Genomic DNA, 25861 nt, shown 5'->3' on the forward strand with positions numbered 1-25861 from the left:
CATCCACCTTTATCATACAAACGATATACATAGTCATTTTGAAAATTGGCCGCAAATTTCTCGGTTTGTTCTAGGGGAGAAAAAGCGAAGACAGGAAGCGGGAGAGACTGTTTTGACGGTTGATATCGGTGATCATGTGGATCGTTTTCATAGTATTTCGGAAGCGACAAATGGCCTTGGGAATACGAAGCTTTTAAATGAGGCGTTATATGATTATGTAACAATCGGAAATAATGAAGGCATTACGTTAGCGAAGGAACATTTAAATCGGCTCTATGATAATGCTGGATTTGAAGTGCTTGTCGCAAATTTATTTGAAAAAGAAGGTGTACGTCCATCATGGGCAAAGCCTTATAAATTGCATACAACGACGGATGGGGTTACGATCGCTTTTATCGGATTGACGGTAGCTTATCCAGAGTTTTATCATATGCTCGATTGGCATATTGAAGATCCGCTTATCCATTTAGAGTCTATTTTAGAAGAAGTGAAAGATGAGGCACATATTACCGTTGTCCTATCTCACCTTGGAAAAAGTATGGATGAGTATATGGCAGAGCATTATGATATAGATGTTATTTTAGGTGCACATACGCATCATTTATTTGAGCGTGGTGTTCTACTGAACAATACTTTACTTTGCTGTTGTGAAAAGTGGGGACGTTACGTTGGCCACGTTCAGCTTACTGTGGATAAAGAGACGAAGAAGTTGTTGGAAAAGGACGGTAGAGCGATTAAGACGGAACGGTTAGGTGCTTATAGCGATCCGTTATCCACAATTGAAATACTGCAGGAAGAAAGTAAGCATATAATGGCAGAGCCTGTCGTTCATTTAAAAGAGTCATTACCGGTTGATTGGTTTCAGGAGACGCAGTTTTCTCATATGTTAGCAAGTGCGCTGAAAACATGGTGCGGTGCAGAAATTGGCATGGTGAATGCTGGTGTACTTCTTGAAGGGTTAGAAGAGGGTGTCGTAACGCGCGGAGATATTCACAGAATTTGTCCACATCCAATTAATCCGTGTGCTTTGAAAGTTCCAGGAAAGATATTAAGAGAAGTTATTTTGAAAGCACGTAAGCCGAATATGGAGAATCTTGAGGTGAAAGGATTCGGATTTCGGGGGAAAGTGATGGGGAAAATGATTTACGCGGGTGTAGAAGTAATTCCAGATACGATTCCTGGGAATAAAATTTTACTCGAAGACGTATTAATTAACGGGGAATCGCTGGAATTAGATCGTATATATACAGTAGGAACGATTGATATGTTTACATTTGGCTACTTATACCCAGAGCTATCCACACTTTCTGACAAACAATATTATATGCCAGAACTACTTAGAGATGTGTTAACAGATATGTTAATAACTTATAAATCTTCCGTTAAACTATAGGCTAGTTAACTTGTAACACTCATTTTTCTCTTGTCATACAGATAAGAAAGAGAGGAGTGTGAACTATGGTTAATGTGGAGCCAATTATAATTGATAATTATACGTTTATTGCGGTTAGCGTGAAACTTCCAAAGACAAATTTGCTAGCTGTAATGAGCGATAAAGGATATATTATGTGTGGTGCATTAGATGTAGGTCTTTTAAATGAGAAGTTAGGTGATCGAGGAATTATTGCTGGCCGTGCGGTTGGTGTAAGAACGATTGAACAACTTCTTGAAGCGCCGCTAGAATCGGTAACGACTGGAGCTGAAGCATTAGGCATTCCAGCAGGAACGATTGGAAAAGAAGCATTATTAAAAATGAGATAAGCATATATCGTCCCTCCTTCTTGCATAGAAATGATATAAGAAGGAGGTTTTTTTATGAGTATATTTCGCTCGAAAAACTCGCGGTTTCGAAGGGGACCTATTGCCTTTCGGTATATACTGCTTATGTCGTTTATTCTTTTTGTTATATTACTTACGCAAGGGTTGTGGATTGTGAATAATAATATTCAGCCGACCTTAATTAAATATGGGGAAGTAGAGACGCATAAAATGGCGACGGCAATTATGACGAAGGCAGTAAAGGATCGAATTAATGAAGGATTCGATGTAGATTCATTAATGAAAGTACAGAATGATAAAAACGGAAAAGTATCTACAATTAATTTAAATACAAAGCAAGTAAATGAAATCGTAACGTCAACGACCACGTACATAGAAAAATATTTGCAGCAAGTAGAACAAGGGAAGTTGAAGGAGCTAGGTATTTCTGAAAAAAACGGGGCGACTATGGCAGTTCCTTTTGGGCGTGTAACTGATAATGCGCTTCTTGGTAATATAGGACCAGATATTCCGATTCATTTCACGCCAATTGGGCATGTGAATACAGATATTAAACAAAAAATTGAGCCGCATGGGATTAATACTACAGCGATTCAAATTGTTATGGAAATGGAAGTAACATTGCAAGTAATTATTCCATTTCATACGAAAGAGATAACGGTGAAACAAAATGTTCCGATTGCGACGCGTATCGTTCAAGGGGAAGTGCCTACGTATTATGGAAGTGGAAGTGTTGCTGTACCTGATAAAAAGAAAACAGATAGTTAGTTGTAAATAAAGTGAAACCCGGATCAGCCAGGCTTTTAATGGATAAAAAATAACCGTAGCAATGCAGCTACGGTTATCGTTTTGTATTTGCTCGTTCTTTGCGTTCCCAAAGGCTTAAATGCATGTATGGATCGAAGGCCCATTCTGTATAGCCATTGTCTTTATATATGCCAAAATGTAAGTGGGGCGGAAATTTTCCGGCTGTACCAGGAGGTCCATAACCAGTGCTACCAACAAATCCGATTACTTTCCCTGGCTCAACAATTTGTCCAAGCTGTATTTCTTTTGAGAACCCGCCTAAATGAGCGTAATAATGGTAATTGTTATGAAGGTCGCGAATACCAATGCGCCATCCACCAAGGCGGTTCCAACCTTTCGTTTCAATAATGCCATAGCAAGTCGATCTTACTGGCACGCCATATCCGGCGAAAATATCTGTTCCTTCATGAATCCTTCTGCCGCCAAAACTTCTTCCAGCGCCGAAAGTACTACGGTAGCTATGGTCACTACGGATCGGAAGAGGAAAAGCATTTCCCTCTAAATTAATACGTCCATAATGTTTATAAATTTGGGCATATTCACTAATTAAATCAACTGTTTTTGCACGTCTATAATATTCCCAGAGCATAATTTTAATACGGTCTTCTGACGTTCCTTGTTTCCTTAAAATAGTCGCTGCGGTATGCAGAAGATCACGGTCGCTATTTGCATTTGCAAATCCATCTTTGTCACCATCTAAACCTATTCCGCCAAATAGAGAAATTGTATGGGGGAGAGTATCGTTACTATTAATAGGTCCAGCCCATATTTCTGGTTTGAAATAAAGGGAAATGATGGCATCTGGTTTTTTCGGAATATCTTTTCTTACGCTCCGTATATTTCTTTCATATTGATCCATTGCAGCTAAGTAATACCATGGAATGCCTGAAGACTGCTCGGTTTCTTTATATAGTGCCATGCGCTTTTCGTATATGCTTTGCTGATTATCTTCACCGTAAGCGATGTTTTGGTGGAGAAGAAAACAAATAGAAAGCAAAAGAGAAATTTTTCGAAGCATGAAATAGACTCCTTTCACAACATCACTCTTTTTAGTGTGGGATATACGGAGTATTTCATTATAGGGAACGATTGGAAAAAATCTTAGAATCTTCATTTGAGCAAATCGCTTTCATACGTTAGAATAGATATGTTACATTGAAAGAAGCGAACACGGTAAACTATTTCATATTGTGCGGAGTTGATAACCATGACAAAACAAACAGAATATAAGCGCAAGCCCGAATGGTTGAAAATTAAGTTAAACACGAATGAAAACTATACAGGCTTAAAGAAAATGATGCGTTCTAAGAATCTTCATACCGTTTGTGAAGAGGCAAAATGTCCGAATATTCATGAATGCTGGGCTGTAAGAAAAACAGCAACATTTATGATTTTAGGTGCGGTTTGTACACGTGCTTGTCGTTTTTGTGCGGTTAAAACAGGCTTACCAACTGAGCTTGATTTACAAGAACCAGAACGCGTAGCAGATTCAGTAGTACAAATGGGCTTAAAGCACGTTGTTATAACAGCGGTTGCACGTGATGATTTAAAGGACGGGGGAGCAGCTGTTTTTGCTGAAACAGTACGCGCAGTACGTCGTAAAAACCCATTCACGTCTATCGAAGTATTACCATCTGATATGGGTGGAGTAGAAGAAAACTTAAAAATGTTAATGGATGCAAAACCAGATATTTTAAACCATAACATTGAAACAGTACGTCGATTATCTGACCGAGTTCGCGCTAGAGCAAAATATGAACGTTCATTAGAGTTTTTACGTCGAGCGAAAGAAATGCAGCCTGATATTCCAACTAAATCGAGCATTATGGTGGGCTTAGGTGAAACGAGAGAAGATTTAATTGAAGCAATGGATGACTTACGTGCAAACAATGTGGATATTTTAACTCTTGGGCAATACCTACAACCATCTAAGAAGCATTTACCAGTTCTTAAATATTACCCACCAGCAGAATTTGCAGAGCTTAAAGAAATTGCACTTAGCAAAGGATTTAGCCACTGTGAAGCTGGCCCACTTGTGCGTTCTTCTTACCATGCGGACGAGCAAGTACGTTCTGCAAAAGAAAAAACAGCAGAAGCTAAATAATGAAAAAAAGAGAGCTAATGATTAGCTCTCTTTTTGTTTGTACTCTAAAACGGTATTTGGACATGTTAATAAAATCTTTTTTAATTCTTCTGTGGATAATTCAATTGTAAATTCAGGAACACCAGGTGTAATTAAAATTTTATCGTACGTATAAATAGCGTTATCCACAATAATTGTTACATCGTGTGAATATCCGAAAGGAGCCACACATCCCGGCGTACAACCAGTTTTGTCTCGCAGTTCATCAGGAGAACAGAGAGATAAGCGTTCTCCTGATAGTTCTTTCATCTCTCCCCGGTTGAGCCTTGTGCCCTCTAACGTAAAAAATACGTAATAATCTCCAGACTTTGATTTTAAAAATAAGCTTTTACTTGGAGTGCCTTGTAAGCCAAGTCTCTCGCGTACGATCCGATCGGTCTCATAATCGAGTACTGGTTCGTGTTCGAATTTTTCATAAGAAACATTTGTTTTATGTAGTAAAGCAAGTACGTCTTCGTACATATGAAATGATACCCCTTTCTATTGTTAGAACAGTCTCTTCTCGTGGCGTCAACTGAATGTTTTGGAAAGGGATATTACTTGGACGATGCTTCCCATAAGCGTTTTATGATACATTGTTCGTCGATTGTAATTTCGTAAATATCAGGATTCGTTAGAGTTCTCCATTCATTAAAGCCAATCGTATGATCAAAATGCTTTAAAATGAGCGTAAGTAAATTGCCATGTGTAACAAGTAGTGTTGTCGTATGGTTTAATTGTAAAACGTCTTGAATAAGCGATAGGGCCCGGTCTGTTGCTTGTTTTGTTGACTCTCCGCCTGAAAAGGCAATATCTATATTTGTAAAAGTAGATTCTAGTTTTTGCATCCAATCATCCATTGGAATGTTGCTCAATATGCGTTCAGTTAATCGTTCATCTTCTTGGATAGATAAGTTAGCTTGGAGCGCATAGGGCCGAATGGAATCGATAGCTCGGACAAATGGGCTTGAAATAATATGATCGATTTGTAGATGATTTTCTAAGAGGAATGTAGCAAGGGTGTTTGCTTGGTCTTTTCCATCGGTCGTTAATTCATCATCACGTTTTTGCCCAATTGCTGAACAATGTCGTATTACAATAATTTTCTTCATAATTCATCCCCATCTTTCAAGTTGACGCTATATACTTCGACAAATGTAGAAATAATTCCTTTTTATTGGAAACAGCATATTGATTTAAATATGTGGAAAAGTAATGTGGATAATGAACATTTGAGGTGCAATCATGAATAAAATGATATGTATTGTATTTAGTCTTTGTTTTTTTATACACTTGTCCACAACTTATGCAGAGTCGAATCAAAAACTAAATTATCCAAGCAATCGAAATAAGTCATTTGTGAGTGAGGATGTTTTTTATAAACAGTTAGATAAGAAAATCTATAAAGAATACAATAATGCAGCATATAGTGTTCGGAAAAAAATCTTATTTAAAGAAGTGGCTGATGAGGAATTTTCTTTCCTACAAAAAACAACCATGGGTTGTCGGAGTAGTGTGATGCTTCAAGATTTTTTTGTTCATCCTGATCGCCAAGTTTATTTTTTCGCTTCCTTTTCTCAAAATGAAGTAGAAGAGTTTCATAAGTACATCGTTATAGATGCAGAAACAAAGAGGGAGCTGCAAGAAGGAAAAAGCTATCACCATTGCGACAATCCATAAAAAATAACCCACCAATCGGTGGGTTATTTTTTACTCCGGCACACTCATTAATTTCGCTTTCATCTTGCGAATAAGAACGACAGCCCCAATTGTGAAGAGAAGGGTAATTCCTTCGGCAACAAAGATATTGATTGTTTTTGTTTGGTAAAGTGCCGCGAAAAAGTCTACAAATGCGTGGAATAGTATAGCGTATACTAGGAAGATATATTTCTTCTGTTTGACTGCGTATAAAACAAGCATTGTAAAGGCGATTTGAAGCACGAGTGCCATAATTCTTTCTAAGCTACCAAGGAAGTATAAGTAGGCAGGTTGCTGAATTAACATGTCCTGTAAAATGCTAAGCTCGGGTTTTTGTTCAATCAGTCGAGCGAAGCTACCATCGTTAATAGAATTAGCAAAGATTAATGCTTGTAATGCAGAAAAACCGCCAATTAAAATAGATTCAATTCCGCCGTGACCAATTCCATAAGCGAAGCCATCTTTATATTCTAGATATTTTTTTAGTAAGAAGAAGAAGGCAACGAAGCGTCCTAATTCTTCAAAAATACCAGCAGTCAATCCGCCATAAATTGCGAAGACAAACGGATTTTCTAAAAATGGAGCGATTGTTGGATTACCGCGCATAAATAGGTGGAATGGTGTTTCAAGAATTTGGGTGAATCCGATAAAGATAAGAACACCAACGCCGACCACTTTCCAATTCATATTATATTTTTTACGGAAATAAACGAGTACGATAATTGGGACCAGAATCGAGACAATGAGTTGAAAAATGATGCTGGCAATTACAGTATTTGAAACCATACTTTCACCGCTTTCTAATATATGTACATATCTATTATGCATGAAATAGGGGAGAGATGAAACTTTTAGAAAGAAAATGAATTTACTTATTGACTCTAACGTTGCGTCATACTTTATCGTATGTACTAAGGGGGAGATACAAATGACAATGAGAGTAAAAGAAGTAGCTGATTTAGTTGGAATTAGTGTGCGCACACTGCATCATTACGATGAAATTGGGTTGTTAACCCCAGACGAGACGACAGAGTCTGGATATCGTCTGTATTCCAATGAAAATTTAGAGACATTGCAGCAAATTTTGTTTTTTAAAGAGCTTGGCTTCCCTTTGAAGAAAATTAAAGAGATTATCATGAGTCCATCATTTGATCGCGAAGAGGCACTACAGCTCCATAAGAAGATGCTTCTTGAAAAGCGTGCCAGATTAGATAAGGTGATTGCGACGATTGATAAAACAATTCAGCATACAAAAGGAGAGATTGAAATGACGAATAAAGAGAAATTTGAAGGATTCGATTTCAGCCATAACCCATATGAAGAAGAAGCACGTGAAAAATGGGGAGACGCAGCTGTAGATAAAGCGAACGAATATGCAAAAGGTATGTCAAAAGAGAACCAAGAGGAGTTTAATGCTATTTATAGAAATTTAGCAACGCTTAGACACGATGCACCAGATTCTAAAGAGGCGCAGGCAGCTATTAAAGTATGGTACGATTACTTGCAAAACTTCGGTGAATATTCGTTAGATGCTTTTAAAGGACTCGGTCAAATGTACGTCGCTGATGAGCGTTTTACGAAAAATATCGATAAGTTTGGTGAGGGATTAGCGCAGTTTATGTGTGATGCGATGGAGGTTTATGCGGATCGTAATAAAAAATAAAAAGTAAAACAGGTGGAGATTTTCTCCACCTGTTTTACTTTTTAATCATATCATTCAAAGTCTGATCTCCCGTATTGTTCAAATGAGGATTTTTACTCATTTCTCGTTTTAACATATCGAGGCTTTGTGTATATTCTGTATCATTTAATGCGCCAGATTGAAGCCCTTGAATTTGAGAAATCAACTTTTGGTCTGTTGATACATATGCTTTATAATAGCGAGGAACGATGGACAAAGCAGCTCTATATACTTGATCCGCTACGAGTTTTGGATCCGTTGTGTTTGCACGGTATACAACGAACACTTCATCATCAGTAACGAGTGTAGCAGCGTTTGTAACGTCAGGAAGTTTGACTGTCATGCTTGTAATCATTTCAGCGACCTTCTCGCGATTAATGGCCCCTACTTGTTTGTTAGATACTTCATGCTTTTGTTTAGAAGAATAACCGACTCTTGTGAGTCTTGTATTTGTATTTTCCGTATGATACATGTCGTTTTTATTGGAAACAAGAACACGGCTTCCTTCTTCACGTTCCATTTCAGCTTTGTTCGCTGATTGGCAGCCTGCAAATAAGGAAAGAGTGAGAAGGGAAAGTAAAATTTGTTTTTTCACGATGTATCACCTCCTTCTCCATAGCATGTACTAATTTGCAATTTTTTGTATTTGAAATTGTTGGTTGTTATGCTTTGTGATACGATAAAAAGAAGAATGCTTAGAGAGGAAGTTAATGATGGAGCAAAAGCAAGAGCAAGAGATTCATGCTACGGTGAGCATTAATAATGTTCAGTACGAAGTAATTAAAAACTTTCGTGACGGTTTTAGTGAAGAAGCATTTAAAGAGCGCTATGCAGAAATTTTAAATAAATATGATTACATCGTTGGGGACTGGGGATATGAGCAACTTAGATTGCGCGGATTCTTTGATGATAGTAACCAACGTGCGACATATGATACGAAAATTAGTACGTTAACGGAGTATTTATACGAGTACTGTAACTTCGGTTGCGCACATTTTGTATTACGAAAAGTGAAGAAATAAAAAAATCCTCTTACAATTGTAAGAGGATTTTTTGCATATTTTTGCTTACAAACAAATCGAGATATGATCGCCTTCAGAAAGTATTGTATTTGGCTTCATTTGTTGTCCGTTTAATTGAATATCCCCATTTTTAATTTTATCCACAATGCGTGTACGGCTCCAGTCGGAAATATATGTGGATAAGGCTTTATCGATGCGGTGGGAACCGAAAACAATATCTAATACGATCGTGATTTCGGTTATGCCGCTTTCTTGATGTTGCGTAATGGAAATGGTAGTAGTTGTTTCTGGCTGATCCTGCTGCGTCATATCGACTGTTTCAACGTGATCAGTAAATGCTTTATAAATACGAAGTTTTTGATTCCACGTATGGTCTTTCGGACATTTATAAATGGCAAAGCGGTATATGTTTTTTCCGTTGGCGTTATGCCTACGAATATTTGTGTCGGTAAATAGGGTAGTACGTCTGCAATTTTTACAATATTTTTCGATTGTGTTTTGCTCGTTTTCATATAAACTCCAAGAAAGTTGTACTTTCTGCATTTTCCTTCACCTCTTATAGTAGTGGTAAAGGAACGTAATACAGCTATTTGGATGTCTTGTAGTATGAAGGCATGAGAAAAAGACAAGAATAAAAGGAGGTCCCCAAAGAGGAACCTCCGTAAACATCATACTACAGATGCAATACGCTCCTTTGTAATGGGAATGGGCAGACTACTCCCTTGAAAAAGCACGGTGCTTTTTTGAGAGTAATGCTATCCAATTGCTGGTCCATTACAAAGGAGTTGTTGGCATACGTCGTAAACGTCCTTTCTATCATGCCTTTCGAGAGGACCCCCACCTCTAAACGTAAGTGAAGGTGGTGAGGTGAATCGAAAGAAATATTTTATTTTTGAGAAAAACAGAAACGTATGTTCCTTTTTGCTATAATATCCTTAACAAGGAGGTGAATAAAATGGCAAAAGAAAATCCATCAAACTATAAAACTCTTCAAATTTGGATTAAAAAAGGGCATCGTATGTATTCTTATTTTCAAGAATGTTGTCATAACGCTAAGAATATGTACAACACTACAAACTTTTATATACGCCAGGTGTACACTGGATTAACACAAGAAAAAGAGTTACAGCCATTGCAAAAAGAAGTTCTGGATCATATTCATAAAAATATTGGTAAGATGAATGACACACAACTTCTTGCCTATCAGAAGAAATTGGAAAAAGAGAAATTAAAGCCTAAAGAAGAACAGAAAGAGATTACATGTAATTTGTTTTCAGAACCTAATTTTGAAAAACCTTATGTAGATTACAACTTTCTAGATGCACTATTTAAGGCTATGATTCAAAATGATTATCGAGCTTTGCCTACGCAATGTAGCCAGTCAATCATGAAAGGTGTGTTCCAAAATTGGAAATCTTTTTTTGCTAGTTTAAAAGACTATAAAAAGAATCCAAACAAATATGCTGGAATGCCTAGGATTCCAAAGTATATTCGTTCTTCTGAAAAAGAGATTCTGTATACAAACCAAGATTGCATCATTAAAAACAGTAGATTTTTAAAGTTTCCAAAGACGAAATTGCAATTAAATATTGGGAAACTAGGTTTCACTGAAGGTAAACTGAAACAAGTTCGTGTGATTCCAAAATACAATGAATATGTAGTGGAATTGGTAATTGATGTTCCTTCTGAACAACAAATTATTGAAGGGAATGCTCGTTATATGAGTATTGATTTAGGTATTGATAACCTTGCAACCATCGTAACAAACACAGGTATGAAACCTGTCCTTGTTAAGGGCAAACATGTCAAAAGCATAAATCAATATTACAACAAAATGAAGAGTCATTTTACAAGCATTCTTAGAAATGGAAAACAAACGAATGAAGGACCTTTTACTTCTAAAAGGATAGAAAAACTTCATCAAAAACGTTACTTGAAAATAAGAGACGTCTTCCATAAAGTTAGTCACCATATCGTAAAACTAGCACAAGAAGAAGATGTTTGTAAAATCGTTATTGGTCAAAACAAAAGTTGGAAACAAGAAACAAATATGGGAAAAAGAAATAACCAATCGTTTTGTCATATCCCACATAGTTTATTGATTCAAATGATTACATACAAAGCAAATGCTGTAGGCATTCAAGTTATTGTAACTGAAGAATCATATACATCGAAAGCAAGTTTTCTGGATAACGACTTCATTCCAACGTATGGAGAAAATGACCAAAATACAACTTTTTCAGGAAAACGAATAAAGCGCGGCATATATTGTTCAGCAAATAAAACTTTAATTCATGCAGATGTAAATGCTGCGGCTAACATTTTACGAAAAGTAATCCCAAATGCATGGACAAATGGGATAGAGGGGTTAGGTGTGAAACAGCTCGCTAATGTGTTAACTCCCCTGACGTTAATCGTCCGTTAGGTCGAAACGTTAGAAACCCCCACTTCAAGCTTTGCTAAGTGGGGGAGTGTTCATCCAAATAGATTTATTCTTAATTATAATTAAAAGATTGAAAATTTAAAATAATTATAATGAAAAACACCAGCTAAAAAGCTGGTGCCTAAGATAAATTATATAAGTTCAAATAAAAATGAGCGTAATTCTTCTGCAATTTCTTCAGTCATAGAAAATGCGTGCTCTAAGTAGCCTGGTTCGTTTAAATCGTCAGCGCCGATGATTGCGAATTTATTACGCTGCATATCAAGGACAATTGTTTTACCGTAATGACGATCGGAGTATAATAGCGCTAAATCATGACGCTCATTTTCTCCCATAAAGCTAACGAAACGAGTTTTTGTAGCGACAGTGTCGTCGTACAGAAAGAAACGTTCTTCCATACACATGGCTCCTTTTATTAAATATCTAAGTTTAAGTGTGGCTTATGATCTAAATGGTGATGCGTTTTAATGAATCGTACTGTTCTTGTTTTGTAACGCATTACGATAGAGTATGTTTCAGCTAAGTCTCCGCCAAGGAATTTAACACCGTCTAATAACTCACCAGCAGATACACCAGTTGCTGAGAAGATTGCATCATCCCCAGATACTAAGTCATCTAACATAAGAAGTTGACGAGGATCTTCTAATCCCATTTCACGACAACGAGCTTCTTCTTCTTCGTTCATTGGAACTAAGCGAGCTTGCATTTCACCTTCAAGGCACTTTAATGCTGCTGCAGAAATAACACCTTCTGGAGCTCCGCCAATACCTACGAATAAGTCGATACCCGTTCCAGGTAGTGCTGTTGCGATTGACGCACCAACATCACCGTCACCAAATAATTTTACGCGTGCACCTTTTGCACGAACACGGTCAATAATATCTTGATGACGTTCACGTTCTTGAACGATAACTGTTAGATCGCGAATCTTTTTATTGTTAGCTTCTGCTACAATTTCAATTGTTTTTTCAATTGGATCATCTAAGCTAATTTTACCAGCTGCTTTTGGACCAACCGCGATTTTTTCCATGTACATATCAGGAGCATGAAGAAGGTTCCCTTTGTCTGCGATTGCAATAACTGCCATTGCATTTGCAAGACCTTTTGCAACGATGTTTGTACCTTCTAATGGATCAACGGCGATGTCTACTTCTGGACCATTACCTGTTCCTAGTTCTTCACCAATATACAACATCGGTGCTTCATCAAGTTCTCCTTCACCAATTACAACTGTACCTGCCATGTTTACTGAATCGAACATATCACGCATTGCTGTAGTTGCTGCATCATCTGCTTCATTTTTCTTTCCGCGGCCCATCCACTGTGCGGATGCTAAGGCTGCTGCTTCTGTTACACGGACAATTTCTAGTGCGAGTTCACGTTCCAAGATTCCATTCCTCCAATTTCAAAAATCATACAAATATAACTATAACAAATAACGGAGAAAAGGTGAATTCGAAAAATTGTCGATTTTTTCAGAAGAAAGCGTTACAATTAAAATGTAAATGCTTTAATTTCCAGGTAGGTGACATTCATGTATTTTGTAGACAGAAAGAAAATAGAACAAATGCTAGTATGTTTAGAACGAGCAACAAGTACATTTCAAGAGAAAAAGATATATGAAACCGAGTTTGAATTTTACGCATTAGAGCGCATAGCCCATCTTATTATTGATTGTGTATTAGATGTAGGAAATGCGATGATTGATGGATTTATTATGCGTGATCCAGGAAGCTATGAAGATATTATTGATATTTTAATGGACGAGCGAGTGATAAGTGAAGAAGATGGACAAGGGATGAAAGAAATTATCCTTCTTCGAAAAATGCTTACGCAAGATTATATTCAAATGAATCATGATGAATTATATAAGACGATTCAAAAACATATTGCAGTGGTAGAGAAATACCCAGCAAATATTCGCAGTTATTTAGAAAAGGAATTAGGACCTGTATCTGCATTTGTACCAGAATAATTATGCTTATAAGATCCCCAGAGAATGCCTTTTGGGGATCTTATATTGTATGTGAGAAAGAAAAGGGAGAAGGGTGAAGTATGGGGGAAGCACGTACTACGAAAGACGAGATTGTACAATTGTTGAAAGTAAAGGGAGAGCACACGGTAGCGGAACTAGCTGACGTTTTAGAGATTACAGAAATGGCGATTCGAAGACATTTAAGTAATCTTGAGAAAGACGGACTCATTTATTCTAAGATGGTAAGGCAACATGTCGGAAGACCAACTTATTTGTATGGATTAAGCGAAAAGGGAGAAGATACATTCCCGAAAGAGTATAAGCAATTTGCGATTGATATGCTAGAAGATTTAGCTCGAATGGGCGATGAAAAAATACTTCGTTACGTTTTAAAAGAGAGAACGAAGCGAATGGAAGAACAGTTACAAAAGAGAGTGAGTAATCAAAAGAATTTAGCATATAAAGTGCAAGAGATAGCAGCTATGCAAGAGAAAAATGGTTATATGGTTCAAATAAAGAGAGATGGAGAGAAATCTTTCGTAATTGAAAAACAAAACTGTCCGTTAAAGGAAATTGCCGAGAGATTCCCGCAAGTGTGTGAAGATGAAAAAGAAATGTATAAGCGTTTATTTACGAACGCAGAAGTGAAAACGCTAGCAAATATGTGCGAGGGCGATTGTAGTTGTTCTTACCAAATAAAAGAGAAAAAATGAACGTTATGGGGCGCTTTAAGGTAAAGCGTTTTTTTCTTTTGGAAAAGCGGGTAATATAAGAGTGGTATGATAAGGTGAGAACGTTAGCATAGAAGGAGAGACATAATCGATGTATAAAGGTTACTTAATTGACTTAGACGGTACGATGTATCGCGGAGAAGAACAAATTGAAGAAGCAAGCGACTTCGTAAAAGCATTAGGAGAGCGCGGCATTCCATATTTATTCGTTACGAATAACTCAACTCGCAAACCGGAACAGGTAGCAGAAAAGCTTGTTCGTTTCGATATTCCAGCGAAAGCAGAGCAAGTATTCACAACGAGTATGGCGACTGCGAACTTTATTTATGAACGTAAACAAGACGCAACTGTATATATGATTGGTGAAGAAGGCTTACACGATGCACTTGTGGAAAAAGGATTTGAACTTGTGGATGAAAATCCTGATTTCGTTGTTGTGGGTTTAGATCGTGACATCACATATGAAAAATTAGCAAAAGCGTGTCTTGCTGTGCGTAATGGCGCAACGTTTATTTCTACAAATGGGGATATTGCCATCCCAACTGAGCGAGGATTATTACCAGGTAATGGTTCATTAACATCAGTTGTAGCAGTATCAACAGGTGTGGATCCAATCTTTATCGGAAAACCAGAATCAATCATTATGGAACAAGCTTTGAAAGTGCTTGGCATAGAAAAGAATGAAGCATTAATGGTTGGGGATAACTACGATACAGACATTTTAGCAGGAATAAATGCTGGTATGCATACGCTTCTTGTCCACACTGGAGTCACAACTGTGGAGAAGTTAACAGAATACGAAGTTCAACCGACGCAAGTTGTGCATAACTTGACGGAGTGGATTGAGAAGATGTAATGAAATGCAGGTAGCCGGAAGAGGTTACCTGCATTTTTTATGCATAATTGCATATGTACTATAGGTATGCGGAATGTAAAATTTAAATGTATTGATATAAGGGAGGAATAAGAATGTACTGGATGTCATGTATTATGCTTGTTTTTACATTATGCGTTTTGTTCTTTGTTCTATGGAAAATATATATAATAAATGAAATGAAAAAAAGCGCAGGAAAACTTATTGCAATGTATCCTCGGGTGAAAAGACGTTGGATTGCATTACTTGGACCAGCATATTTCATTGGACAATGTATGTATATATATGCTCAGTACGTAAGTGGCGATATTGATACAGTTGAACAGTTTTTTATTCAGCTAGGTATTCATGCTGTAGCAAGTTGTTTTATGACTTTAATAGCTATACATCTTATTAAAAGTGTACAAATATATGAAAAAGGTGTAATAGATGGATTAAACTTTTATTCATATGAAGAATTGAAAGGCTATAAAACATCAACATGGGAAAATCCAAAAGAAAATATATTTTTATATCGCGGGCGAGAAAAAATGAATGACAATGTGAATTTACTTATTAGACAGGAAGATATGAATGAATTAGAAAGCATTCTTCAAAGATATATTCCGAAATTAATGATGAAATAAAAAAACTCCGGTTGTTAAAGCCGGAGTTTTTTTATTAGAATGCACGATTCACAACGTCTTTTACTTCTTCAAGATATTGTTTACGCACATCATTATCCACAGAAGGGACACTTGTATAGAATGTATGCTCAATTGTTTCAATACCTGTGAATTCAAAAATACCAACATCCGCTGTTTTCTTCATTGCATCAAACATGCCGCCTGCTGTGTATGCCTCTTTCGTATTGCCCATTGTAGATAATAACAATCCTTTTTTACCGCTTAATAACTTTTCAATGCCGTTTTCACCGTAAGCATAAGCAAATCCATGGCTGAATACACGGTCAACGTATCCTTTTAAAATAGCAGGAAGTCCCGCCCACCACACTGGATAAATGAATGTAATGCTGTCAGCCCAAGAGATATGTTCTTGTTCTTCTTTAATATCTTCTGGTGTATTTCCTTGAGAAAATGAGATGAAATCGGAAGCGCCTAATACTGGATTAAAGTTTAATTCGTATAGATCGCGAACGCGTACTTCGTGACCTTTTCCTTCTAATTCACTTTTTACCGTTTCTAAAATCGCATGGTTGAAGCTTTCTGTATTCGGGTGTGCATAAACGATTACATGTTTCATTTTTCTTCCTCCTATTTGTGGATATGTGAATAGCTATTTGTATTTCTGTAACTATTATGGTTACTACTTTTATAGAAGTCAAGTAATACATATGTATGTATAAAAAGACGCTCGAAAATCGCCTTTTTATACCCCGCTCATACAAAGTACAAAGAAGACGAATAAAATGATAACAATACCAATGCCAAAGTTAAATACGAGAGTACTATCCATATATGTAGCCTCCTTGTTTGAAAGTAAAAAGCACTCTAGTTAAGAGTGCTTTTTTATTTTGAATCTACTTTATAACTTTTAGAAAGTGATTCATGCGTGTCATGATTTACATTATTTTATGTATTTATACTTTGAAATGAGTAAGTCCTTGTTGGATATAGAAAAAAAGACACTCGTTGGAGTGTCTTTTAAGATGACAAAATGTTCCAATTGCTTGAGGTTGATAAGACGCTAATTTCCGTTTTAACGCCTTTTCTCTAATCAAGAAGTGTAGCAACAGCGATTCAAATAAATTGTACCATCTGTTTAATAGCTGTGTGTATGTAATTCTGCATATTGCAATTAGAGGGAAATTTAATGTGAAAAATGAATGAGTAAATATATAGAAATTTGATAAGGAGTGAGAAGGTTGGATATACATGTGTTAACAAAAGAAGAAGCGATGGAGAGAAATACGTGGACGTACGAGGAACCTTATAGTTTATATAGTTTTTCAGGCGAGAAAGAAGTAATAGAAGAGCTATTAGATGGAACGTATTATGGCTGTTGTGACGATCAAGGAGACCTCATCGGTTATTTTTGTTTTGGAGCAAATGCACAAGTGCCAGGTGGAAGAGATGCTAATTTATATGGTGGAGAAGATGTGATTGATATCGGACTTGGCATGAAGCCGGCGTTAACTGGGAAGGGAATAGGGAAAGAATTCTTCCAAGCTGGAATAGCGTTTGCCACGAAAGAGTTTAATGCAAAAATGTTTCGATTAAGCGTAGCAACATTTAATACAAGAGCGATTACGTTATATAAAAATATCGGATTTAAACAAGGGACTATTTTTTTGAGTCGCGGAAGAGAATTTATGCTTATGGAATACGAAAGGCCGTCAGCATGAAACTGACGGCCTAGAAAACATTATTATTCTGAGTGCTCAGCTCGGTGCGCTAAACGGCTTGAAGCTGCGGCAGCAATTCCGCCAACGATATCGTCAAGGAATGTGTGTACTTTTCCAGTTGATTTATCATTTAAGTATTCTAAAATACCAGGTTTTAATTTATCAATATATCCAAAGTTCGTGAAACCGATAGAGCCGTACACGTTTACGATAGAAAGTGCGATAACTTCATCAATTCCGTATAGGCCTTCATCACGTTTTACAATATCTTGTAACGGTTCACTTAGCATTCCCTTTTCAGCAAGGACATCGAGTTCGATACCAGTAATCAGTGCGTTTTGTACTTCACGTTTTGATAGTACACGTTCTACATTGTAACGGCATTCTGACATCTCTAAATTTGGATGATATTTTTTTTGAAGAAAATGAACAAGTTCAGCAATATCGTCAATTGTTACACCACGTTCTTGTAATAGTTGTAATGCTCTTTCTTGTAGTTGATTTGATTCTTTCATGTTTATCACCTTTTTTTCTTTTTAGTATTTGTATACGTTTCGTTGCTTTATCCTGTGCATAGGAATGAAAGGCGAGCACAAGCTCATATATATATAGAAAAACCATAGGTGGCGACTGCGATGATTCAGCATATTTATGAGCATTATCACATGCATGTTAAAGAATTAATCCCCCTTGGCCCCTATAAAAGCTTTTGGATTCGCAACAAAATTTATGTACTTGTTCCAATTGGAGAAATGGAGGAAGAAGTACTTGTAGAGATGAAAAAGCTCAGTGACTATATGAACCAGCAAGGGGATATAACTGTAGCGACTTTCGTTCCAACTATACACGGCTACTATGTAAGTGAGATAGAAGAACAAAATTACTGCTTATTAAAAGGTATGCGAGCGTTAGAACGACATGCTACGTCATTAGGAAGTGAACTTTCTATATTCCATAAACGAGGTGCATTCTTTCCAGAAGAAATCGAGCAATTAAGCCGCATTGGTGAATGGAAAGCGTTATGGGAAAAGAGACTCGATCAGTTAGAAAAGTTTTGGCAATCACAAGTGATGAACCACCCTACAGACGTATTCGATCAATTGTTTATTGAATCCTTCCCGTATTACTTAGGAGTTGCAGAAAATGCCATTCAATATGTTGTTGATACAGAAATGGATGATACGCCGCAACTAACGGATGCAGCGACAATTTGCCAAGAACGATTCACACCTTTATTATGGCATCAAACGAAGCGTCTCAAACTCCCTTTTGATTGGGTGTATGATCATCCAACTCGAGATATAGCAGAATGGATTCGCTATATGATGATTGAAAAAAAGAAAAACTGGGATCAAACAATCGTTCAATTTGTTACAGATTATGAACGGAATTACTCGCTGTCCTCATTTGGTTGGCGTTTATTATTTGCAAGGCTCCTGTTCCCACTTCACTATTTTGAAACGGTCGAACGATATTACCAAACTGGAAACGAAGAACAAAAAAGCATATATAGAGATCGCTTAGAAGCCATTTTACACGATGTGAACCGCTCAGAGCAATTTATGAAGCACTTTTATGGCTCACTTCGTTTACCAGTAGATAAGCTCGGGATTAGAAAATTAGATTGGTTATCTTAAAAATATAAAAAAGAGACCGAGTGAGGTCTCTTTTTTATATACCACAATTTTATGTAATACATTATGCCCCTACCTGCTGATCTGTACATATATTTAAAACGAATTGATGCCTTTCGAGCTTTTCATTTACTTTACCCAATAATTCTTGCTGGATTTCTTTAAATAAAAATTGATAGCTTGTATTCCATGTTGGTATAACGGATGAAAGGCCTAATAAATACTCTTTTTTCTTTTCTAGTTCTTGAATTGTTACAAAAGTGTTCCCCATTATTGGCATTTGTCGTCCCCCTATGTTTTTTTACTGTATATGTGTGAACGATTCACTATATAGTATTAATTATCGCATTTTTTGAGAGGGATTTCCAATTTTGTTTTATGATGTTAACGGATAAATGTGATTTGAATAAAAAAAGGAGACCAAATTTGGTCTCCTTTTAGCAAGTGACTTTGAACGAGCCGCTTCTGCTTTTAGATTAATATCCAGCTCCAGCGGCTAAAATGTTCGGTGGCTTCGCTTCTTCCGCCGAGGCAAAAAGCGCCTCTATGTCAGAAGCTCCATCCCCCCTCACATTTTGAGCGAGCCGCTTCCGCTTTTAGATTAAAATACTTGTTCTACTTCGATAACGCCTGGTACTTCTTCAAGTAACGCGCGCTCGATACCAGCTTTTAGTGTGATTGTAGAACTTGGGCAGCTTCCGCATGCACCCATAAGGCGTAGTTTTACGATACCTTCTTCAATGTCTACTAATTCAACGTCTCCGCCATCGCGAAGTAAGAATGGACGTAATTTATCTAATACTTCTAATACTTGTTCTTGCATATGTGGGTTTTCCATTTTTATCGACTCCTTTCATCAGTTTTATTATAATCAAGATAGAGGGGAAAATCTATTTTTTCTCTTCTTGTTTTATTGTCGAAATATTGTATCGTGTTTTTTCAGTATAGGGGTATGGAATAAGTTTGTAAAATGATGTGCTTATGTAATAAGACATCTGAATATACTGTTGGGACAAGAAGTGGGGGAGAAGAAATGGTTAATGTGCAAGTGTATGGGACGAAAGTAATTTGTGCGAGCTGCGTCGGAATGCCATCTTCAACAGAAACGTTTGAATGGTTACAAGCGGCAATTGGTCGTAAATATGAAGGACAAGAAAATAAATTTAATTTCGAGTATATTGATTTCCAAGAAGAACAAGAAGATGCGGATAAAAAAGCATTCGCTGAGCGCGTAGTGGAAGAAGATTTATTTTATCCGGTCGTTCTTGTAAATGGAGAAATTGTTGGAGAAGGAAATCCTCGTTTGAAGGATGTTTATGAAGAAATCGAGAAATATTTATAAAACAAGAAGTCTTTGCGAATTTGCAAAGGCTTTTTTATTGGAGGGATAGATATGAAAAATGGAGTGAAGCATGCGTTACCAACGGAAGTACAACAGTTAATGGAGCGGTACACAGTAGAATTAAAAGAAATTTTTTTGGATGAAAAAATAGTCGGGGTATATATTTACGGATCCATCGCACTAGGTGCATTTCATAAGGAAACGAGCGATGTTGATTTTGTTACAGTGATAAATGATTCCGTGAATGAAGCTGAAAAACAGCAGCTTGTGGAACTACATAAGAAACTTAGTGACAATACGCTAGGTAAAAGAATGGACGGTATGTATATTCCGCTTGCTGACTTAGGGAAATACAATGATGAAATGAACGAGTACGTGTATTGTGCAGATGGTAAAGCTAATGTTGGTCATTGGGACATTAATGCGGTCACATGGTGGACGTTGAAAAATCAAGGCATTACAGTTACAGGAAAAGAAGCAGAAGATCTTCCGCTGCAAATACAATGGAATGATGTAGTAAATACGATGAAATACAACGTAGAACAGTACTGGAGTGAAAAGGCGAAGAAGCCATATTTATTTTTTATAGAAGAGTGGGTAGAATCAGCTGTCGTTACGATGGGACGTATTTTATATACACTAGATCATAAAACAATCGTTTCAAAAGATAGAGGATTGCAATACTTGTCAGAACGTTCAGCGGAAGAATGGGAGCTTTTATTAAAAGAAGTAGCGAGAATACGGCACAATCTAAAAGAAAAGAGAATGCTCTCAAGGTGGAGAAGAGCAGATATGACGAAGAGGTATTTACTGCATTTAATTGAGACGTGTAGAGAGAAATGGTAGGGAAGAAAATGGACAATACAGTGGGGGGTATTGTCTTTTTTATTTTGTAGTAGATAGAAAAGTATTTACAAGTATTGTGTAGAGGAAAGATAATAGAAAAAAATATGCGCATGGGGGAAGATGATGAGTAAATATAAATTACATATAGATAGAGAACAATTATGGAAAGGATGCGTTTTAAATTCGATTGCCCATGCAATTAATGTAGCGCATTGTCCAGATTTCTCACATGAAAGTTCATGGGATGGATTTAACTATAGTATGCAAGATAGCCAAGGGGGACAAGGGACAATTACGTTTCATCCGAATTACACGATTGTATGTCTTCAAGATGTGAATAGCGAGAGAATTGATGAGTGGATTGATGCGAAAAATTATTTTGAAGGGGCACCTTCGGAAGTAATAGATATTGCGAAAGAAGAAGCACTTCAATACGTATTAGAAGAAGTAGAAGGCGAAACAGTTCCTTTTATTACAACTGCATTTTGGATTGAGGATAGCGGTGCGTATTCAATTGATTCATTTGAAGAGATGGAAGAGCACGGCGGATTCTTATTAGAAATTCCATTACTTGATACAGAATCAGCAATGGAAAGACTGGAAGAAGAGTATGAACTGACAGAGGAACAAATAGAGCTTTTACAACTCGTGTATAAGAAAAAAATCCAAAGTCCAAATGAGGAAATTAAGTTGTCCAAAGAAGAAGTAGCAATGATTGGAACGGAAGATAGTAAAGGATTGGAAGTTAGTAAGGATTCATTTGAAGAAATGAATATTACTTGGGAGTTGTAGGGGGGATAACATGTTTCCGATTGGTGATCAGCCGAAGATTATGAAAGACTTAGCAGGTATAGCTGGTGATTTAGAAGAAGTAGCGATTGAGGGGAAAACAAAAAATATAGAACGACTAGCATCTTTGAAAGTTAAAAAGTTATGGATGTTCACAGTAAATCAAAAGCAGTTTGATCATATTCTTACGTATGTTTGTCCCGATATATTATACGTGTACGAAATGAGGGTCGAGGATTTAAGTAGCCTTCAGAAATTGTCTAATTTACAACAGTTGTATATGTGCTGGAATACAAAAGCGAAGACGTTATGGGACATTGATTATAATAAAAAACTCAAATCCTTACTAATTGATGATTTTTCTAAGTTAGAAGATTTAAGTGCTTTAAGTAAGTGCACACAACTTAATACCTTCTATATGGGTGGTGGAATAAATACAGCGATGAAAGTACAAACTTTAAAACCACTCGCTGAATTACAGCAGTTGCAAAAGCTTACTTTGATGAATTTAAAGGTTAAAGATGATTCATTAGAACCGTTAATGCAATTGAAAAATTTAAAGGAGTTAAGCTTATCTAATCAATTTAAAGTGGAAGAGTATGCAAAACTCTCTGTAGCATTGCCATATACGGTATGCGAGTCTTTTAAACCTTACGTATATATGAACGATGCAATAGATGGGAAAAATATAATGGTGACTGGGAGAAGAAGGCCAGTCCTTAATTCAAAAACGGATACTGTGAAGATGCAAAAGTATGAAGAACGATTTAAAAAGTTACAAGAGGAATATAAAGCACTAGTAGAAAGTACAATGTGAAATTACATTGTACTTTCTACTAGTTTTTTCATATACATATCAACTTCGTGAAAGAATATGGGCTCTTTTTCCTCGGTATTCAGATGCACGGTGCAATGTAAATATTGCTGTAAGTAGCGATTAGCTTGTTCGTACTGTTTTAATTTGTAGAAAGAAAAACAGGTAAGAAGTAGAAACGCTTTTTCTTCTAATATTGGAACGACAGCTAGTATCGGAGTAATGGAATGTATATTTATTTCCACTAAATTTTCATAAGATGCCCACGTTTGAAACCAGTCGAAAATAGTAGAAAGGTAATTCGGAATGTTGATAGTTTCATGTGAAACATTGTGCAATAGCTGGTTCTGTTTGATATGTATAGGCTCTATTCTTGTTTGTAGAATGCAAGCGAATATTGAAATGTTTTCTTTTATTTGTAATTGGTTCGTAATAAGCTGCGGGAGACCGATAGGGTGAACTCCTATATTTATATAAAAATCATCTCCAAACTGGCTTTTTTGTATGTTAATGAGCTTATAAAATCCGTTTTCAGCTTTGAAAAATGTATGTCTTTTTTTCTTAAAGCCGAGTGGTTTTAAAGTGGCGTGTAAATTTGTAATAAAATCTTGCTCCTTTTTAGAGCCAGGCTTATTCTTCGTCATATTCATAAGTAGTTAAGTTTTGTAAGAACCTTTCAAAGTTAGGTGCTAATTCAATAATTTCCTCAAATTCATTATCGATAAATATAACTGGAGGATTTTCAGCTACATTTCGATAGTCTAATGCAATCCATGTATGTCCATCACCAGATAAAAGTACGATATTCTCAGGCATTTCCCATTCTCGAATTAAATAGCGGCTCTCTAAAATACTAGATTCATTTTCATTAAAAGAAATACCATATAAACCAGATACATTAACGTGATCGTCTGCCCAAGAATTTGGCTTTGAAGTAGGGTGAACATCGAGACGAAGAGTTCCCCCATTTTGTTCTTTTAGAAGGTTTATATATGATTCTGGAAGTTTTACGTTCAGTACTTCTTCTGCTTTTTTGATTAGTTCATCGTTAATGGGTGCTAGTTTTAAATAGTCATCGTCTGCCCAAATTGTACTCTTCATATTCGGTCACCTCAAATAATAGTTTTAAGAATCTTATGTCATATATTATAGTTAGTTTAGATAACACGCAATAGAGGGAGGAAATAATGAAAAAGTTTCAAATCGAACTAAATAAACTGCCGACAGAAAATGCCGGAGAAATAGTACTTAGTATAGATGAGAGTATTGTGTTTCAAGAAAAAACAGACATAATAGACCCGATTTGTCAGTTGTTTGACGCTTGTATCGAGGTCTTTAGATATGATGACGCTACAATTTTCTTAAATGAATATGAAAAAAAGATGGAATTTAAGAAGAAAGATGGGGAGTTTCTCATTATTAATCAGAGAGGCAAGAAGTTAGCTAGTGTTGATAGCGAGCAATTTTTACGAGTACTCTTTTCGTTTCTTAAAAAGGAGATAGGGCAGATTTACATGAGTGGAGTTGATTCTTTTCGAATCAAAGATGCTTACCATAGAATGTTAGAAATTGATCCATTTGTTCCTAAACTTGTAAATGGAAATGACGAAATTATGTATCGAACTTATCATTCTACAAGTGACAAGTATGAATTAAAATGGAAGTATTTAAAAGGGAGAGAGGTTGAACCGATATTTACTCCGGTACTATCTCATGATAAGAAGAGTATCTTTTATGTAGAGGAAAATAACCACAGAATTCGTAAACTCGATAGTGAAACGAAAGAAGAGATTTGGCAGTGCCGTATTCCAATAGTAGAAGATTGTAATTGCATTACTGTGAATGGTGTCGTAATTATTTGGCATGCAAATAGATTTGGAGAAAGTATTGCGAAATTGTATGCTATTTCATCAAGTTGTGGAGAGCTTCTATGGGATTTAGAAATAGAAGGGCATATTATACAAGATGTAAAAACTACGGGAGAAGAGTTACCACGTTTACTAGTTATTACACAAGAAGGCTACAATGTTTTATTAGAGCTTGAAAGTGGAGTAAAAGTATGGGAAAAGAATGTTCGAGTCGGAGGAGAAAAATTGCAGTGCCATCTTGGCCCAGATTACTATGTATTAGCAGGGAATCCTTTTGATGAAGATGGGGAAGTTGATGCATATAGTAATGTTGCAATTGCCATTCAATTATTAGATGCTTCTACACGATGGAAACAAATGATGGAAGATTGTAATCCAAATGAACCAGTTACTTTAACTAATGAACATTTTATATGTGTAGCAATGGAGGTATTACAAAAGTGGGAATATGGAAAAGAAGGCTGTAACTTAATTTTTGAAAAAGCTTTTGATGAGGTATGGTACTCTTGCATTGAATCAAAGGAAGCAAAAATACTATTAACAAGAACTGAGTATGGATATGAAGGGGTAAGTAGACAAATACAATGTTATGATCATAAGAGCGGTCAAAAGTTATATGAAGTAAATATGTCTTTTGAAATTGAATTGCCTCCATTTCTTATCGGAGAGATGATGGTATTGTCCTTAGGAGAAGGCAGAATTTGTGGTATTAATATTCAAACAGGTAAAGTGCTTTGGAACAATACTACTCTACATGATATTACAGAGGTTCTGTTATATAAAGATGGAGAAATTTACATTGCAACTTCAAATTTAGAATTGATAATACTTGATGCTGAATGTGGTGAAGTAAAAGATATAATTAAACTCCCTAAAAATGTTGTTGTAATAGATTTTATTGTATCAATTGAGGCAGGTAATAATGGACTATTCATTAGTTGTGTAAGTGGAAATATGTTTGAAATAGTAGAAGGCTAATTTGTGAGCGCTCTTAAGTCGAGATGTTTGTTTTAAAATAGTAGTATATATTCACTAAAAGGATGTATAAAAATGATTTTGATGCATCCTTTTAGTGAATATATAAAATAATTA

General features: G+C 36.3%; 33 protein-coding genes. 19 read left to right on the forward strand and 14 right to left on the reverse strand.

Going from position 1 to position 25861, the window contains the following annotated elements:
• Positions 1-55: 55 nt before the first annotated feature.
• From IQ781_RS18070 to yunB, 3 genes are all read left to right on the forward strand, one after another.
• On the forward strand, positions 56-1393 hold the full coding sequence (locus IQ781_RS18070) for a bifunctional metallophosphatase/5'-nucleotidase (RefSeq protein WP_242808314.1): 1338 nt from the start codon (positions 56-58) through the stop codon (positions 1391-1393).
• A 65-nt stretch (positions 1394-1458) separates the two neighbouring features.
• Positions 1459-1761, forward strand: coding sequence for a YunC family protein (locus IQ781_RS18075; protein ID WP_000248466.1), 303 nt, complete (start codon positions 1459-1461; stop codon positions 1759-1761).
• Between the two features lie 54 nt (positions 1762-1815).
• The gene (gene yunB, locus IQ781_RS18080; protein WP_000021803.1) at positions 1816-2547 is read left to right on the forward strand and encodes a sporulation protein YunB; all 732 of its coding nucleotides are present in this window, start codon (positions 1816-1818) and stop codon (positions 2545-2547) included.
• Positions 2548-2620: 73 nt separating this feature from the next.
• On the opposite strand, the gene IQ781_RS18085 is transcribed toward yunB, so the two are convergent.
• On the reverse strand, positions 2621-3604 hold the full coding sequence (locus tag IQ781_RS18085; protein WP_000944663.1) for a M23 family metallopeptidase: 984 nt from the start codon (positions 3602-3604) through the stop codon (positions 2621-2623).
• A gap of 189 nt (positions 3605-3793) precedes the next feature.
• On the opposite strand from IQ781_RS18085, the gene lipA reads away from it, so the two are divergent.
• Complete coding sequence (gene lipA, locus IQ781_RS18090) at positions 3794-4690, forward strand: lipoyl synthase (protein ID WP_000166372.1); 897 nt, start codon at positions 3794-3796, stop codon at positions 4688-4690.
• Between the two features lie 21 nt (positions 4691-4711).
• Here the strand turns inward: lipA and IQ781_RS18095 are convergent, their stop codons facing one another.
• Positions 4712-5191, reverse strand: coding sequence for a YbaK/EbsC family protein (locus IQ781_RS18095; RefSeq protein ID WP_000272746.1), 480 nt, complete (start codon positions 5189-5191; stop codon positions 4712-4714).
• A 74-nt stretch (positions 5192-5265) separates the two neighbouring features.
• Entirely contained in the window at positions 5266-5820 is a 555-nt protein-coding gene (locus IQ781_RS18100; protein ID WP_000721022.1) for a histidine phosphatase family protein, read from the reverse strand.
• Between the two features lie 133 nt (positions 5821-5953).
• Here IQ781_RS18100 and IQ781_RS18105 point away from each other — a divergent pair, with 133 nt between their 5' ends.
• The gene (locus tag IQ781_RS18105) at positions 5954-6388 is read left to right on the forward strand and encodes a hypothetical protein (RefSeq protein WP_001038433.1); all 435 of its coding nucleotides are present in this window, start codon (positions 5954-5956) and stop codon (positions 6386-6388) included.
• A 30-nt stretch (positions 6389-6418) separates the two neighbouring features.
• On the opposite strand, the gene IQ781_RS18110 is transcribed toward IQ781_RS18105, so the two are convergent.
• Positions 6419-7234: a YhfC family intramembrane metalloprotease gene (locus IQ781_RS18110; RefSeq protein WP_002164635.1), complete on the reverse strand. Its 816-nt coding sequence runs from the start codon at positions 7232-7234 to the stop codon at positions 6419-6421.
• A 100-nt stretch (positions 7235-7334) separates the two neighbouring features.
• On the opposite strand from IQ781_RS18110, the gene IQ781_RS18115 reads away from it, so the two are divergent.
• The gene (locus IQ781_RS18115; RefSeq protein ID WP_000178775.1) at positions 7335-8069 is read left to right on the forward strand and encodes a MerR family transcriptional regulator; all 735 of its coding nucleotides are present in this window, start codon (positions 7335-7337) and stop codon (positions 8067-8069) included.
• 34 nt (positions 8070-8103) lie between these two features.
• On the opposite strand, the gene IQ781_RS18120 is transcribed toward IQ781_RS18115, so the two are convergent.
• Positions 8104-8682: a YhcN/YlaJ family sporulation lipoprotein gene (locus IQ781_RS18120; protein ID WP_000744132.1), complete on the reverse strand. Its 579-nt coding sequence runs from the start codon at positions 8680-8682 to the stop codon at positions 8104-8106.
• Between the two features lie 115 nt (positions 8683-8797).
• Between IQ781_RS18120 and IQ781_RS18125 the strand changes: the two genes are divergently transcribed.
• Complete coding sequence (locus IQ781_RS18125) at positions 8798-9109, forward strand: YutD family protein (RefSeq protein WP_000970508.1); 312 nt, start codon at positions 8798-8800, stop codon at positions 9107-9109.
• A gap of 45 nt (positions 9110-9154) precedes the next feature.
• Here IQ781_RS18125 and IQ781_RS18130 read toward each other — a convergent pair whose 3' ends face one another.
• A complete protein-coding gene (locus IQ781_RS18130) occupies positions 9155-9652 on the reverse strand; it encodes a hypothetical protein (RefSeq protein ID WP_001174567.1) in 498 nt (165 codons plus the stop codon).
• Between the two features lie 412 nt (positions 9653-10064).
• Here IQ781_RS18130 and IQ781_RS18135 point away from each other — a divergent pair, with 412 nt between their 5' ends.
• Positions 10065-11534 (forward strand): RNA-guided endonuclease InsQ/TnpB family protein, encoded by a 1470-nt coding sequence (locus IQ781_RS18135; protein WP_139847264.1) that lies wholly within the window; start codon positions 10065-10067, stop codon positions 11532-11534.
• 149 nt (positions 11535-11683) lie between these two features.
• Here IQ781_RS18135 and IQ781_RS18140 read toward each other — a convergent pair whose 3' ends face one another.
• Both IQ781_RS18140 and glpX read right to left on the reverse strand, forming a co-directional pair.
• Positions 11684-11950 carry a DUF3055 domain-containing protein gene (locus tag IQ781_RS18140; protein ID WP_000392606.1) on the reverse strand — a complete coding sequence of 89 codons (267 nt, stop codon included), beginning with the start codon at positions 11948-11950 and terminating at the stop codon, positions 11684-11686.
• Between the two features lie 17 nt (positions 11951-11967).
• On the reverse strand, positions 11968-12939 hold the full coding sequence (glpX, locus tag IQ781_RS18145; RefSeq protein ID WP_000439090.1) for a class II fructose-bisphosphatase: 972 nt from the start codon (positions 12937-12939) through the stop codon (positions 11968-11970).
• Positions 12940-13086: 147 nt separating this feature from the next.
• Here glpX and IQ781_RS18150 point away from each other — a divergent pair, with 147 nt between their 5' ends.
• The 4 genes from IQ781_RS18150 (at position 13087) to IQ781_RS18165 (ending at position 15758) form a co-directional block, all read left to right on the forward strand.
• Entirely contained in the window at positions 13087-13527 is a 441-nt protein-coding gene (locus tag IQ781_RS18150; protein WP_000274006.1) for a DUF86 domain-containing protein, read from the forward strand.
• A gap of 80 nt (positions 13528-13607) precedes the next feature.
• Positions 13608-14240: a helix-turn-helix transcriptional regulator gene (locus IQ781_RS18155; protein WP_000503345.1), complete on the forward strand. Its 633-nt coding sequence runs from the start codon at positions 13608-13610 to the stop codon at positions 14238-14240.
• A gap of 109 nt (positions 14241-14349) precedes the next feature.
• Positions 14350-15114: a TIGR01457 family HAD-type hydrolase gene (locus IQ781_RS18160; RefSeq protein ID WP_000276467.1), complete on the forward strand. Its 765-nt coding sequence runs from the start codon at positions 14350-14352 to the stop codon at positions 15112-15114.
• A gap of 113 nt (positions 15115-15227) precedes the next feature.
• The gene (locus tag IQ781_RS18165) at positions 15228-15758 is read left to right on the forward strand and encodes a hypothetical protein (protein ID WP_000289908.1); all 531 of its coding nucleotides are present in this window, start codon (positions 15228-15230) and stop codon (positions 15756-15758) included.
• Between the two features lie 34 nt (positions 15759-15792).
• Here the strand turns inward: IQ781_RS18165 and IQ781_RS18170 are convergent, their stop codons facing one another.
• Entirely contained in the window at positions 15793-16374 is a 582-nt protein-coding gene (locus tag IQ781_RS18170; protein ID WP_000683440.1) for an NAD(P)H-dependent oxidoreductase, read from the reverse strand.
• A 622-nt stretch (positions 16375-16996) separates the two neighbouring features.
• On the opposite strand from IQ781_RS18170, the gene IQ781_RS18175 reads away from it, so the two are divergent.
• Entirely contained in the window at positions 16997-17476 is a 480-nt protein-coding gene (locus IQ781_RS18175) for a GNAT family N-acetyltransferase (protein WP_050229036.1), read from the forward strand.
• 23 nt (positions 17477-17499) lie between these two features.
• On the opposite strand, the gene IQ781_RS18180 is transcribed toward IQ781_RS18175, so the two are convergent.
• The gene (locus IQ781_RS18180) at positions 17500-17991 is read right to left on the reverse strand and encodes a phosphatidylglycerophosphatase A family protein (protein WP_000665103.1); all 492 of its coding nucleotides are present in this window, start codon (positions 17989-17991) and stop codon (positions 17500-17502) included.
• 120 nt (positions 17992-18111) lie between these two features.
• Between IQ781_RS18180 and yutH the strand changes: the two genes are divergently transcribed.
• Positions 18112-19113: a spore coat putative kinase YutH gene (gene yutH, locus IQ781_RS18185; RefSeq protein ID WP_242808145.1), complete on the forward strand. Its 1002-nt coding sequence runs from the start codon at positions 18112-18114 to the stop codon at positions 19111-19113.
• Between the two features lie 61 nt (positions 19114-19174).
• On the opposite strand, the gene IQ781_RS18190 is transcribed toward yutH, so the two are convergent.
• Together IQ781_RS18190 and IQ781_RS18195 are read right to left on the reverse strand one after the other, a co-directional pair.
• The gene (locus IQ781_RS18190; RefSeq protein ID WP_016125644.1) at positions 19175-19390 is read right to left on the reverse strand and encodes a hypothetical protein; all 216 of its coding nucleotides are present in this window, start codon (positions 19388-19390) and stop codon (positions 19175-19177) included.
• 321 nt (positions 19391-19711) lie between these two features.
• Positions 19712-19948: a NifU family protein gene (locus IQ781_RS18195; RefSeq protein ID WP_000431159.1), complete on the reverse strand. Its 237-nt coding sequence runs from the start codon at positions 19946-19948 to the stop codon at positions 19712-19714.
• Between the two features lie 195 nt (positions 19949-20143).
• On the opposite strand from IQ781_RS18195, the gene IQ781_RS18200 reads away from it, so the two are divergent.
• The 4 genes from IQ781_RS18200 (at position 20144) to IQ781_RS18215 (ending at position 22904) form a co-directional block, all read left to right on the forward strand.
• Complete coding sequence (locus IQ781_RS18200) at positions 20144-20452, forward strand: YuzD family protein (RefSeq protein ID WP_000248588.1); 309 nt, start codon at positions 20144-20146, stop codon at positions 20450-20452.
• Between the two features lie 51 nt (positions 20453-20503).
• Positions 20504-21298: a nucleotidyltransferase domain-containing protein gene (locus IQ781_RS18205; protein WP_139847263.1), complete on the forward strand. Its 795-nt coding sequence runs from the start codon at positions 20504-20506 to the stop codon at positions 21296-21298.
• Positions 21299-21421: 123 nt separating this feature from the next.
• The gene (locus IQ781_RS18210) at positions 21422-22090 is read left to right on the forward strand and encodes a hypothetical protein (protein WP_139847262.1); all 669 of its coding nucleotides are present in this window, start codon (positions 21422-21424) and stop codon (positions 22088-22090) included.
• Positions 22091-22100: 10 nt separating this feature from the next.
• On the forward strand, positions 22101-22904 hold the full coding sequence (locus IQ781_RS18215; RefSeq protein WP_000483944.1) for a leucine-rich repeat domain-containing protein: 804 nt from the start codon (positions 22101-22103) through the stop codon (positions 22902-22904).
• A 2-nt stretch (positions 22905-22906) separates the two neighbouring features.
• Here the strand turns inward: IQ781_RS18215 and IQ781_RS18220 are convergent, their stop codons facing one another.
• Together IQ781_RS18220 and IQ781_RS18225 are read right to left on the reverse strand one after the other, a co-directional pair.
• A complete protein-coding gene (locus tag IQ781_RS18220) occupies positions 22907-23545 on the reverse strand; it encodes a DUF4304 domain-containing protein (protein ID WP_063220579.1) in 639 nt (212 codons plus the stop codon).
• Positions 23532-24002 carry an SMI1/KNR4 family protein gene (locus tag IQ781_RS18225; RefSeq protein WP_002184004.1) on the reverse strand — a complete coding sequence of 157 codons (471 nt, stop codon included), beginning with the start codon at positions 24000-24002 and terminating at the stop codon, positions 23532-23534. Before IQ781_RS18225 ends, IQ781_RS18220 begins: the two co-directional genes overlap by 14 nt.
• Before the next feature lie 86 nt (positions 24003-24088).
• On the opposite strand from IQ781_RS18225, the gene IQ781_RS18230 reads away from it, so the two are divergent.
• Positions 24089-25747 carry an outer membrane protein assembly factor BamB family protein gene (locus IQ781_RS18230; RefSeq protein WP_000714467.1) on the forward strand — a complete coding sequence of 553 codons (1659 nt, stop codon included), beginning with the start codon at positions 24089-24091 and terminating at the stop codon, positions 25745-25747.
• Positions 25748-25861: the final 114 nt, after the last annotated feature.

Origin of the sequence: Bacillus sp. N447-1, assembly GCF_022701035.1 — a bacterium.
GTDB lineage: Bacteria > Bacillota > Bacilli > Bacillales > Bacillaceae_G > Bacillus_A > Bacillus_A cereus.